General features: G+C 31.7%; 10 protein-coding genes. 6 read left to right on the top strand and 4 right to left on the bottom strand.

Annotated features, from left to right (window positions below):
* The first annotated feature begins 14 nt into the window (after positions 1–14).
* From KO500_RS13260 to KO500_RS13240, 5 genes are all read left to right on the top strand, one after another.
* The gene (locus KO500_RS13260) at positions 15–785 is read left to right on the top strand and encodes an ABC transporter ATP-binding protein (RefSeq protein ID WP_215957036.1); all 771 of its coding nucleotides are present in this window, start codon (positions 15–17) and stop codon (positions 783–785) included.
* An 81-nt stretch (positions 786–866) separates the two neighbouring features.
* The gene (gene rmuC, locus KO500_RS13255) at positions 867–2,252 is read left to right on the top strand and encodes a DNA recombination protein RmuC (protein ID WP_215957035.1); all 1,386 of its coding nucleotides are present in this window, start codon (positions 867–869) and stop codon (positions 2,250–2,252) included.
* A 50-nt stretch (positions 2,253–2,302) separates the two neighbouring features.
* Positions 2,303–2,668, top strand: coding sequence for a 6-phosphogluconate dehydrogenase (locus KO500_RS13250; protein WP_215957034.1), 366 nt, complete (start codon positions 2,303–2,305; stop codon positions 2,666–2,668).
* Between the two features lie 2 nt (positions 2,669–2,670).
* Entirely contained in the window at positions 2,671–3,216 is a 546-nt protein-coding gene (locus KO500_RS13245) for an acyl-CoA thioesterase (protein ID WP_215957033.1), read from the top strand.
* A gap of 38 nt (positions 3,217–3,254) precedes the next feature.
* Complete coding sequence (locus KO500_RS13240; protein ID WP_215957032.1) at positions 3,255–3,785, top strand: GNAT family N-acetyltransferase; 531 nt, start codon at positions 3,255–3,257, stop codon at positions 3,783–3,785.
* A 65-nt stretch (positions 3,786–3,850) separates the two neighbouring features.
* Here KO500_RS13240 and pgl read toward each other — a convergent pair whose 3' ends face one another.
* Together pgl and zwf are read right to left on the bottom strand one after the other, a co-directional pair.
* Positions 3,851–4,564: a 6-phosphogluconolactonase gene (pgl, locus tag KO500_RS13235; protein WP_215957031.1), complete on the bottom strand. Its 714-nt coding sequence runs from the start codon at positions 4,562–4,564 to the stop codon at positions 3,851–3,853.
* Between the two features lie 9 nt (positions 4,565–4,573).
* Positions 4,574–6,106, bottom strand: coding sequence for a glucose-6-phosphate dehydrogenase (zwf, locus tag KO500_RS13230; RefSeq protein WP_215957030.1), 1,533 nt, complete (start codon positions 6,104–6,106; stop codon positions 4,574–4,576).
* Between the two features lie 211 nt (positions 6,107–6,317).
* On the opposite strand from zwf, the gene gndA reads away from it, so the two are divergent.
* Positions 6,318–7,730 carry an NADP-dependent phosphogluconate dehydrogenase gene (gndA, locus tag KO500_RS13225; protein WP_215957029.1) on the top strand — a complete coding sequence of 471 codons (1,413 nt, stop codon included), beginning with the start codon at positions 6,318–6,320 and terminating at the stop codon, positions 7,728–7,730.
* Positions 7,731–7,808: 78 nt separating this feature from the next.
* Here gndA and KO500_RS13220 read toward each other — a convergent pair whose 3' ends face one another.
* Both KO500_RS13220 and carB read right to left on the bottom strand, forming a co-directional pair.
* A complete protein-coding gene (locus tag KO500_RS13220) occupies positions 7,809–9,377 on the bottom strand; it encodes a sulfatase (RefSeq protein WP_215957028.1) in 1,569 nt (522 codons plus the stop codon).
* 124 nt (positions 9,378–9,501) lie between these two features.
* Positions 9,502–12,354 carry a carbamoyl-phosphate synthase large subunit gene (carB, locus tag KO500_RS13215; RefSeq protein ID WP_215957027.1) on the bottom strand — a complete coding sequence of 951 codons (2,853 nt, stop codon included), beginning with the start codon at positions 12,352–12,354 and terminating at the stop codon, positions 9,502–9,504.
* Positions 12,355–12,434 lie beyond the last annotated feature (80 nt).

The raw sequence follows: 12,434 nt of genomic DNA, 5'->3' as shown, positions 1-12,434 counted from the left end.
TTGAAATTTGATACATGTCTATTAAGGTAGAAAACATAAATATTGGATATAAAAGCAAAAAACAAGATACTGTTATTGCTAAAAACATCTCTTTTTCTTTAAAAAAAGGTGAAATCACTGCTATTGTTGGTATAAATGGTATTGGTAAGTCTACTTTATTACGAACAATTGCTAATGTTCAACCTCCATTGAAAGGTAGTATCACAATTGATGATAATCAAATTACAAAATACAGTGCGCTAGACTTAGCATCAAAAATTAGTTTAGTATTAACTGAAAGCATAGCTAGTAAAAACCTAACTGTTATTGAACTTATTGCTCTGGGTAGGCAACCATACACAAATTGGCTGGGTACTTTAACTAATATTGACAAGAAAAAAATTAAAGAAGCTATTGAACTTGTCGAAATATCCGATTTACAACACAAACGTTGTTTTGAATTAAGTGACGGTCAACTACAACGTGTAATGATTGCTAGAGCTTTAGCACAAGATACACCAATCATTCTTTTAGATGAACCAACTTCGCATTTAGATCTATACCACAAAGTACAAATACTTAAGTTACTAAAAAATATTGCTCACAAGACCAATAAAACTATCTTATACACAACACACGAAATAGCAATTGCTATTCAGTTATGCGACAAAATATGTATTTTAAATACAGAAGAAAGTTTTTTTGACACACCTTGTAATCTCATCAAACAAAATCATTTTGAAAAACTTTTTCCTACGGATACAATTAAATTTGATTCTGGTACTGGAAGCTTTAAAATTGCATAAAATGTTGATACAATCTACTAGCTATTCTAGTTCTATTTTTCACAATCTAGTATCTTTACTTTATAAGATTTAAATTTTAAAATGAACGAATATAGCTTCTATTTACTTATTGGAATTATTTGTATTGCCATAGGTTGTTTTTTAGGCAATTACATTCAAAAATTAAAAACCACCTCATCACAAAGCGCTTTATTAGAGCGTGAAGAGCAATTACAGAAAAATATTAATTTTTTAGAAGAGAAACTTTTAAAATCAGAAGAAACTACTGCTGAAATTAGAACTCTGGCTGAATTAGATAAAAGTGAACTTAGAAGTGAAAAAGAACAACTTAGCAACCAAATAATACGCTACCAAGCAGATTTAGAAAACCTACAACTTAAAAACAAAGAACAAAAAGAAGAAGTTGAAAAACTTCAAGAAAAATTTACTAAAGAATTTGAAAATTTAGCAAATAAAATTCTTGATGAAAAGAGCACTAAATTTACAGAACAAAACAAAGAAAACATAAAAAATATACTTTCTCCATTGCAAGAAAAAATTCTGCTTTTTGAGAAAAAAGTAGACGATAGTCAAAAAGAAAGTGTAGGTATGCATGCCGCTTTAAAGGAGCAATTAGCTAACTTACAATTACAAAATTTAAAAATTACGCAAGAAGCTGAAAATTTAACTAAAGCCTTAAAAGGAGATAGTAAAATGCAAGGTAATTGGGGAGAATTAGTTTTAGAACGTGTGCTTGAAAAATCAGGACTTGAAAAAGACCGTGAATATAGTGTACAACAAAGTTTTACTAGAGAAGATGGCTCAAGAGTATTACCCGATGTAATTATAAATTTACCTGATGGTAAAAAAATGATTGTTGACTCAAAAGTATCATTAACAGATTATGAACGCTATGTGAATGCTGAAGATAGCGTTTTAAAAGAGAAATTTTTAAAAGATCACATCAATTCACTACGTAGGCATGTTGATCAACTTTCTGCAAAAAAGTATGAAGACTTGTACACTATGGAAAGTCCTGATTTTGTTTTGCTTTTTGTACCTATAGAACCTGCCTTTGCTGTTGCTATAAATAATGATAGTACATTATACAACAAAGCCTTTGAACAGAATATTATTATTGTAACACCCTCTACTCTATTAGCCACATTACGTACTATTGATAGTATGTGGACTAATGAAAAACAACAACGCAATGCCATTGAAATTGCCCGACAAGCAGGTGCTTTATATGATAAATTTGAAGGTTTTGTTAGTGATCTTACCAAAGTGGGCAAAAAAATGGACGAAGCCAAAAATGAATACCGTGGCGCTATGAATAAACTAGTTGATGGTCGTGGTAATATAATAACCAGTATTGAAAAACTAAAAAAAATGGGCGCAAAAGCAAAAAAAGCAATTCCTGATCAGTTATTAAAACGCGCAAATACGGATGATGAAGATTTTGAAGAACCAAAATTAAGCATATAAAAATAGTATATTTACCCAAATAATAGGACTAACCAAACAACAATACTTAAATGAAAAAAATTATCGGGTTAATAATTGTAGCCATTTTTGCTATTCTCGGCATCTACTACGCATTTGTATACTTTGCTACTTATAGTGAAGGTGTACGTTCTGGAGAACTAATCAAATTTAGCAGTAAAGGTTATATTGCCAAAACCTGGGAAGGTGAAATTAGCCAAGGAATTTCAGGAGCTCAAATATTTTCATTCTCTGTTTTAGATAAAGACAAAGAAGTAATTGAAAAACTACAAGAATACCAAGGTCAATATGTAAAATTACATTACATAGAACGTTACTCTACATTCTTTTGGCTAGGAGACTCCAAATACTTTGTTACTGAAGTTAAAAAAGAAAAATCACCACATTTAAGAAATTAATTATGGAAAAATATAAAAGTTCAAAAGAATCTAAAGTATCTATTACAGAACTAATGCTACCTGCCCATTCTAATTTTGGTGGTAAAGTTCACGGTGGCTACATTTTAAATTTAATGGATCAAATCGCATTTGCTTGTTCTTCAAAACATTCTAGAAGCTACTGTGTAACAGCATCTGTAAATAAAGTAGATTTTTTAAACCCTATTGAAGTTGGTGAATTAGTTACACTAAAAGCTTCAATTAACTATACGGGCAGAACATCAATGGTTGTGGGTGTACGTGTAGAGTCTGAAAATATTACTACAGGTAAGAAAAAGCATTGTAACTCTTCTTACTTTACAATGGTTGCAAAGGATTTAGAAGGCAAAAGTATTCCTGTGCCAGGTTTAATAGTAGATTCTATAGAAGATGTACGAAGATTTTCAAGAAGTATTCAGCGTAAGTCTGAAGCTTCTTCAAGAACAAGCCGTTTTGATTCTTCAAATTTTAAAGTTGAAGAATACATTGCACATTTAGAAAATGAAAATGTAAAATTAAATTTAAAATAATTTAAACATAAGCTTTAAAACTAGCTACATAATAAGAGATGAATGAAGTTATTTTATCAAAAGCTACAAAAAGTGATTTATTAAAAGTTCAAGATATTGCAAGAAAATGTTTTAAAGAAACATTCTCTAGTATGAACAGTGAGAAAAATATGAAAGACTATATAGAATATAGCTTTTCTACTAAAAAAATTAAAAAAGAATTATCCAACCCAAAATCTGAGTTTTATTTAGCTAAATACAAAGAAGAGATTATCGGATATTTAAAATTGAATTTTGAAGAGGCTCAGACTGAAATAAAAGATAAGAATAGCGTAGAAATAGAAAGAATTTACGTTTTAAGTAAATTTCATGGAAAAAAAGTCGGTCAATTATTATATAATAAAGCATTAGCAATTGCGAAACATAAAATGGCCTCTTATATTTGGCTTGGAGTGTGGGAAGAAAACCAAAGAGCTATACGTTTTTATCAAAAAAATGATTTTATTGTTTTTGATACTCATAATTTTAAATTAGGTGACGAAGTTCAAACAGATTTTATGATGAAACTTGAGCTCAATTTAATTGTTTGAAATAGATTATAAAACTAAAAAACCCCTTTAAATAAAGGGATTTTTTTTATACTTAGTGTTTTTGATTAGCTAATCAATTTTGCCGCATCAACATCTAAAAACCAAATTAAATTATTTGTTGTCGGTTTCACTAAAGTTGCTGGGTAATCTTTATAATTATCAACTTCTTTAATAATCTCTTTTACTTTAGGTGCTTTTCCTGCTCCTGTCACTAAAAATGCTACGGTAACTGCATTATTAATTATTTTACCTGTTAAAGACACTCTTTTTTGTCCAGAATCAGGATGTATTGCCACCTCACAATTTTCGGAAGAATCCCATAATTCAATTTCATGTGGAAAAACAGATGCCGTATGCCCGTCATCACCCATTCCTAAGATCACCAAATCAAATTGTGGAATATCGTGTGCTTTCGCTAAATTTTTATCTAATAAAGCTCGATAACGCACTGCTTCTTCTTTAGGATCATTTTCTCCTAAAATTCTATGAATATTCGCTTCAGGAATTTCAATCTTAGAAAGCAAATGTTCAACTGTCATTTTATAATTACTATCGTCATCAGTTGGAGCAACACAACGTTCATCTCCCCAATAAAAATGAATATTAGACCAGTCAATATCTTTAGCAAAATTTGAAGCTAAGTAATCAAAAACGATTTTTGGAGTACTTCCGCCCGAAAGTGCTACATTAAAAACAGCATCACCTTTAGCGATATCTTTAAAAAATTCTGAAAATTTTTCAGCTACTATTTGCTTTGTATTATATATTCTTACTTGCATTGTTTTGTTTTAGTTAATTACACAGTATCCAGAATCATCAACCAAATTCTCACCTGGATTACGCCATGTGTATTCATCATCAATTAAATCATCAGAATTTCTTGGTCCCCAAGTACCAGCAGGGTAACCATAGGTATTTACATTCTCATCCCGTTCCCAATAATTTAAAATAGGATCAACAAATGACCAAGCTGCTTCAACCTCATCGGCTCTTGCATAAAGTGTAGCATCGCCTTGCATAGCATCTAACAATAAACGCTCGTAAGCTTCCATTATATTGGCGTTAGGCAAACTAGAGTAGTAAAAATCTAAATTGGCACGTTCTACTTGAAAACCTTGCCCCGGAACTTTTACTCCGAATTTGATTAACACACCTTCATCTGGCTGAATACGGATGATTAACTTATTGTCTTTATTATTAATATCTTGCTCTTTAAATACCTGGTGATGTGGGGTTTTGAAATGTATTACCACCTCAGTCACTTTTGTTGGCATACGCTTAGCGGTACGTACATAGAAAGGGATGTCTTTCCAACGCCAGTTATCAACAAAAAACTTAACCGCAGCGTAAGTTTCAGTTTTAGATTCTGGATCAACACCTTCTTCTTCTCTATACCCTTTAACAGCTTTACCGTCAATTTTAGAGGAAACATATTGCCCTTTAATGGTATTATTAAAAAGAGTTTCATCATCGGTCATTATTCTAAGAGATTTTAAAGCTTTCACTTTTTCGTTTCTAATCTCTTCGGCATTTGAATTTATTGGTGGCTCCATTACAATTAATGAGACAATTTGCAATAAATGACTCTGAAACATATCACGCAACGCACCAGATTTATCATAATAGCCACCACGTTTTTCAACGCCTACAGTTTCTGCGTTAGTAATTTCAATATGATGAATGTAATTACGATTCCATAGTGGTTCAAAAATAGAATTAGCAAAACGAGTTACTAATAAGTTTTGTACGGTTTCTTTTCCTAAGTAATGATCTATTCGATATATCTGTGTTTCTTTAAAGTATTTCTGTAAACCTGTATTTAAGTTTTTGGCAGTTTCTAAACTATAACCAAAAGGTTTTTCGACAACGATACGTTTCCAACCCTCATCTTCATTCGTTAACCCTTGATCAGATAGGTTTTTAGCTATGGCTTCATACAAACTAGGTGGTGTAGAAAGGTAAAAAATATAGTTATTATCAGTACTAAACTTAGTATTTAAGTCCGATATTCTTTTGCTTAAACGATCATAATCAGTATCGTAATCATCACCTAAATCTTCATAAAAAAGTTTATCTGAAAATGAATTAATAAAATCAGCATCTTGCCCTTTTAATTCACTTTTTAAGTGTGCACTTTCTTGTACTACTTTTTTCCTAAACTCTCCGTCAGTAATGTTACTTCTACTAGCTCCTAAAACCACAAAGTTTTCAGGCAAGTGTTTCCCTTTATATAAATTATATATTGCAGGTATTAATTTTCTTGCTGTTAAATCTCCCGATGCTCCAAAGATTACAATCATTTGGTTCGAAGTCTTATTCATAATGCCTCTTTCTTTTTAGTAATTTGTTGTATTCCCAATTATTTGTGAAACATTGGTTAGTTTATCCCCTTATACCTTCAAAATTCGATAAAATAATTTAATTTTGAGATTATCTACGACTAAATTAAGGTTAAAATAAATCAATATTACATTTAGGCGTACAGTTAACACAATATTTACACCTAATGTTAGGTAAAATAAAAAAGATTCTATGAAGCATAAAAATTACGATTTCGGACTTGTTGGACTTGGCGTTATGGGACGCAATTTCATATTAAATGTCAAAGACAATAATTTTAAAGCCTTTGGTTACGATCTTGATCAAAAACAAGTTGACGCTCTTAAAGAAGAAGGTGGCGATTTAGATAAAGTTGATGCATCTACAGATATTAAAACATTTGTTGAAGCTTTAGCTAAACCACGTAAAGTAATGCTTTTAGTACCTGCTGGTAAAATTGTAGATGCTGTTATAGAAAGTTTACTTCCTTTATTAGATAAGGATGATATTATTATTGATGGTGGAAATTCATTTTTTACTGATACAGACCGTAGAGAAGCATACTTACAAGAAAAAGGAATTCACTTCTTTGGCTCAGGTGTTTCTGGTGGTGCTAAAGGTGCTCGTAAAGGGCCAAGTATTATGCCTGGTGGAAATAAAGAAGCCTATAGCCATATAAAACCTATTTTTGAAGCTGTTTCTGCTAAATTTAATGGAGAACCATGTGTTGCTCACTTAGGACCAAAATCTGCCGGAAACTATGTGAAAATGGTTCATAATGGTATAGAATATGGTTTAATGCAGTTAACTTCTGAAATATATGACCTATTAAGAAAATCTTGCAACTTAACTAATGAAGAGTTACACACTGTTTTTGATACTTGGAACAAAGGTAGATTACAATCTTTTCTAGTTGAAATTACTGCTGAAATATTCGCTCAGAAAGATGACAAAGGTGATGGCTTTTTAGTAGATAAAATATTAGATAAAGCTAAACAAAAAGGAACTGGTAAATGGACCTCACAAAATGCGATGGATTTAGGTATTCCTGTACCTTCAATTGATATTGCTGTTAGCATGCGTGAAATATCTGCTTTAAAAGATGAACGTGTTGCTGCTGATAAATTGTATGACAGACCAACACCTGAAGCAATTGATAAAGATGAATTAATTGAAAAGGCAGAACAAGCTTTATATTTTGCTTTTATAAACACATACGCACAAGGTTTAAGCCAATTGGCTGATGCATCTAAAGAGTATAACTACGATTTAGATATGTCGATTATTGCTAAAATATGGAGAGCTGGTTGTATTATTAGAGCCGGTTTATTAGAAGATATTTCTAATGCTTACGTAGCTGATAAAGATTTAGCTAATTTATTATTAGCACCTTCATTTGTACCACAAGTACAAAAAGCTGTACCTGCTGCAAGAGATTTAGTTACTTATGCTGCTAAAAACGGTATTCCTGTTCCAGGATTATCAAACTCATTAACTTATTTTGATGCGTATACATCAAGTAATTTACCGTTAAACTTAATACAAGGGCAACGTGATCATTTTGGTTCACATACTTATGAGCGTACTGATATGGATGGTATTTTCCATACAGAATGGGGTGCTTAATATGTTCCAAATAATTTTATAAAAAAAGTCTGTAACTTTATTGCTACAGACTTTTTTAATTTTAGAAAATTGGTAACTTTATTTTGATAATTCTGGTTGTGCTTTTTTCCAACCTGCTAAAAGTTCTTTTGATAGTTTATATACAATGGTTTTGTATTTCTTTTTAGTAGCAAGATTAATAGTTTCATATTCATCATTAACTGAGTCGTACAGTTCTGAAGATTTGAACTCGCCTCTAGTACCTGTTTTAGGATCCCAACCATACCATTCAATATAGTGATATTCATCTGTATTTATAGAGTATCCCATATAACGTTTGCCATCTGCAGAAACCTTTGGCCTTCTATGAAATTGGCTGAATGCTGCATTTTTCCATTTTAAATCTGGGTTTTTAATTAAAGGAACAAAACTAGTACCTTGCATGTAATCCGGCACTTTAATTCCTGCTATTTCGCATAATGAAGGAAACATATCAACCAGTTCTGTAATAGCATAGGTTTTACCACCTCTATTCTCTTGATTTGGGTAACGAACAATCATAGGTACTTTTAAATCTATATTATAATTTGTCATTTTGCCCCAACTATTATGTTCTCCTAATTTCCAGCCATGGTCTCCCCAAACTATAATGATTGTATTTTCGTAAATACCAATATCTTTCATGTGCTGAATTAAATCTCCTAATAAAGCATCAATATAACTAACACTTGCATAATACCCGTGTTTTAAAGTTTTGATGGTGTCTTTACTAATTTTATTAGGCGCCGTAGGATGATTAATATGACTAAACCCATCATAATGCCTCAATTCATACATAGAATTCATTGCATATAAAGGAGCTCCTTCTGGCATATTGGGGTTTTCAGCTACTGGTATTTTCTCTCTATCGTATAAATCCCAATATTTTTTAGGTGCTGCAAATGGTAAATGAGGCCTGAAATACCCTAAACCCATAAAAAATGGCTCTTTACTTTTTGAAAGCCTTGTAAGTACTTGTTTTGCCATTTTAGTTTGTGCTCCATCATAATACATAGTATCATGTACATCTGCTGCTTCCCAAGCCGGACCTGTATTCCAACCATCGGCATACCTAACGGGTCTTAATTTTAATAATGAATCTCTTTTTATTGCTTGTGATTTATTTACCTCTTTACTTATATAAAATGTCTCTCCATCTCTACCTAACCATTCTTTTTTTAAATAACGAGAAGGTCTTAAATCTGGTTCATCCCATGATATAGAATCTGGCATGTAATTATGAAACATTTTTCCAAGATTTACTGTATGATAGCCATGCTTTGAAAAATACTGAGGCATGGTTACTACATTTGGATTTATTTCTCTAAACTTGTCTCCTAAATGCCAAACTCGTGTACTATCTGGTCTCACACCAGTCATTAAACTTGCTCTTGAAGGTGCGCAAACAGCTACTTGTGCATATGTTTGCATAAAAGTTGTTCCTTCTGAAGCAAGTTGATCAATATTCGGTGTTACCGCATTTTCATCTCCATATACTCCCAATGTTGGACGAAGATCATCAACAGAAACAAAAAGAATATTAGGTTTATTTTCTTGTTGTTGCGCATAACAAGTTAAAACTGAAAAAACAGCTATAAACATCCCTTTCATCCATTTTCCACTCATCATTTATCTCTCTTTAAAATTTATAATTCTTAAAAATAATACAATTAGTCTAAACTCAGAATTATTATAAAAAAAGCACCCATTTATACGTAATAAATGGGTGCTTAATAATTCTACATATTAAATTTTACTTGCTTAAATACATTTTTCTACGTGCATATAAGTTGTAAAAATCATCATCTTTTAAGCTATCAATAAATAAAATACTTTCTCCTGTACTCTTCATTTCAGGACCTAAGTTTTTATTTACATTATGGAACTTTTCAAAAGAGAATACTGGTTGTTTTATTGCAAAACCTTCTAATTGAGGGTTAAAATTAAAATCTTTCACTTTTTTCTCACCTAACATTACTTTAGTTGCATAATTTACATATGGCTCTTTATATGCTTTAGCAATAAATGGTACTGTACGCGATGCTCTTGGGTTTGCTTCAATAATATAAACGATATCATCTTTAATAGCGAATTGAATATTTATTAAACCAACTGTATTTAAAGCTAAAGCAATCTTTTTAGTATGGTCTTTTATTTGTTGTAAGACAAATTCACCTAAGTTAAAAGGTGGCAATGTTGCATTTGAATCTCCTGAATGAATACCACAAGGTTCTATATGCTCCATTATACCTATAATGTATACATCTTCTCCATCACAAATAGCATCAGCTTCCGCCTCTATCGCACCATCTAAATAGTGATCTAAAAGTAATTTGTTGCCTGGTATTTGTCTTAAAAGATCAACAACGTGAGATTCTAACTCTTGCTTATTAATTACAATTTTCATTCCTTGACCTCCTAATACATAAGATGGTCTAATTAATAATGGAAAATCTAACTGATCAGAAAGTGCTAAAGCTTCATCTGCTGTTTCAGCAATACCAAACTTAGGGAAAGGAATATCATTCTTTTCTAACATTTCAGAAAAGTTACCTCTATCCTCAGCTAAATCTAATGCAGCAAAGCTAGTTCCGATAATTTTAATTCCGTTTTTCTCTAATTTCTCAGCCAATTTCAGTGCTGTTTGTCCTCCTAATTGAACGATAACACCTTCTGGTTTCTCATGAAGAATGATATCATAAATATGTTCCCAGAAAACTGGTTCAAAATACAATTTGTCAGCAGTATCAAAATCTGTAGAAACCGTTTCAGGGTTACAGTTAATCATGATAGTTTCGTAACCACATTCTGCCGCAGCTAAAACACCATGAACACAACAGTAATCAAACTCAATGCCTTGACCAATACGGTTAGGCCCTGAACCTAAAACAACAATTTTCTTTTTATCAGTAACAATACTATCATTTGCTACAAAACGTTCTCCTGATGCTGTTTCAATTTCTGCTTCAAAAGTAGAATAGTAGTAAGGTGTCATCGCCTTAAATTCTGCAGCACAAGTATCAACTAACTTGTATACTCTATTAATTTTAAGTGCCGTTCTCTTTTTATGAACTTCACTCTCATAACAATCTAACATATGTGCTATCTGACGATCTGCAAATCCTTTTTGCTTCGCTTCTAACAGTAAATCTTTTGGTAAAGATTCTATAGTATATGTTTCAATTTCTTTTTCTAGTCTATTTAATTCTTCGTATTGTTTTAAGAACCACATGTCAATTTTAGTAATCTCATGTATCGTACTTAAAGGAATACCTAATTGTATTGCATCATAAATAACAAACACACGATCCCAACTTGGAATAGTCAGCTTACTAATAATTTTATCATAATCTTTTAAACCTTTACCATCAGCACCTAAACCATTTCTTTTAATTTCTAATGATTGTGTTGCTTTGTGCAATGCTTCTTGAAAAGAACGGCCAATACCCATTACCTCTCCAACAGATTTCATTTGTAACCCTAATGTGCGGTCTGACCCTTCAAACTTATCAAAATTCCAACGTGGTATTTTTACAATTACATAATCTAATGTTGGCTCAAATAAAGCCGATGTAGATTTTGTAATTTGATTATCAAGTTCATCTAAATTATAACCTATTGCTAATTTTGTGGCTATTTTTGCAATAGGGTAACCTGTTGCTTTTGAGGCTAATGCAGAAGAACGAGATACTCTTGGGTTAATTTCAATAGCAATAATCTCTTCGTTTTCATCAGGACTAACAGCAAACTGAACATTACATCCGCCTGCGAAATCACCAATACTACGCATCATGTGAATTGCCATGTCACGCATTTTCTGATAAGTTCTATCAGACAATGTCATAGCTGGTGCAACAGTAATAGAGTCTCCAGTATGAATACCCATTGGATCCATATTTTCTATCGCACAAATAATAACAACATTGTCATTTTTATCACGCAATAACTCTAATTCGTATTCTTTCCAACCCATTAGAGCCTTATCAATCATCACCTCATGAATAGGAGAAATCTCTAATCCTCGACTTAATAATTCGTCAAAATCTTCTGGTTTGTATACAATTGAAGCTCCTGCTCCTCCTAAAGTATAAGAGGCTCTGATTACTAACGGAAAACCAAATTCTTGTGCTATTTCTTTTCCTTTTAAGAAAGATGTAGCTGTTGCTTGTGGAGCCATGCCAACTCCAATTTTTAGCATTAACTCACGAAACTGCTCACGATCTTCCGTTATATTAATAGCGTCAATATCAACACCTATAAGCTCAACATTAAAATCTTTCCAAATACCTTTTTCGTCAGCTTCAATACAAAGGTTTAATGCAGTTTGCCCACCCATCGTTGGTAAAACAGCATCAATATTTGGATGTTTTTTTAATATCTCTATTATCGATTTTGTTGTTAATGGTTTTAAATAAACATGATCGGCCATGCTAGGATCCGTCATAATGGTTGCAGGGTTACTATTAATTAAAATAGTTTCTATTCCATCTTCACGTAAAGAACGTAATGATTGTGAACCTGCATAATCAAATTCACAAGCTTGACCAATAACTATAGGTCCTGAACCTATTAATAAAACACATTTTAAATTTTCATTCTTTGGCATTGTAATCGTATTATATATAGTGGGAAATTATTGTTTATTTTAAAAAATGACAAAAAAAAAGGTGTTACTTAAAAAAAAGT

Source organism: Cellulophaga baltica (genome assembly GCF_018861125.1).
GTDB classification, from domain to species: domain Bacteria; phylum Bacteroidota; class Bacteroidia; order Flavobacteriales; family Flavobacteriaceae; genus Cellulophaga; species Cellulophaga baltica_A.
This window is presented reverse-complemented; position numbering and strand designations above follow the sequence as displayed.

Coding starts and splice junctions, on each gene's coding strand:
- KO500_RS13260 (WP_215957036.1), top strand. CDS start 15: ATGTCTATTAAGGTAGAAAACATAAATATTGGATATAAAAGCAAAAAA.
- rmuC (WP_215957035.1), top strand. CDS start 867: ATGAACGAATATAGCTTCTATTTACTTATTGGAATTATTTGTATTGCC.
- KO500_RS13250 (WP_215957034.1), top strand. CDS start 2,303: ATGAAAAAAATTATCGGGTTAATAATTGTAGCCATTTTTGCTATTCTC.
- KO500_RS13245 (WP_215957033.1), top strand. CDS start 2,671: ATGGAAAAATATAAAAGTTCAAAAGAATCTAAAGTATCTATTACAGAA.
- KO500_RS13240 (WP_215957032.1), top strand. CDS start 3,255: ATGAATGAAGTTATTTTATCAAAAGCTACAAAAAGTGATTTATTAAAA.
- pgl (WP_215957031.1), bottom strand. CDS start 4,564: ATGCAAGTAAGAATATATAATACAAAGCAAATAGTAGCTGAAAAATTT.
- zwf (WP_215957030.1), bottom strand. CDS start 6,106: ATGAATAAGACTTCGAACCAAATGATTGTAATCTTTGGAGCATCGGGA.
- gndA (WP_215957029.1), top strand. CDS start 6,318: ATGAAGCATAAAAATTACGATTTCGGACTTGTTGGACTTGGCGTTATG.
- KO500_RS13220 (WP_215957028.1), bottom strand. CDS start 9,377: ATGATGAGTGGAAAATGGATGAAAGGGATGTTTATAGCTGTTTTTTCA.
- carB (WP_215957027.1), bottom strand. CDS start 12,354: ATGCCAAAGAATGAAAATTTAAAATGTGTTTTATTAATAGGTTCAGGA.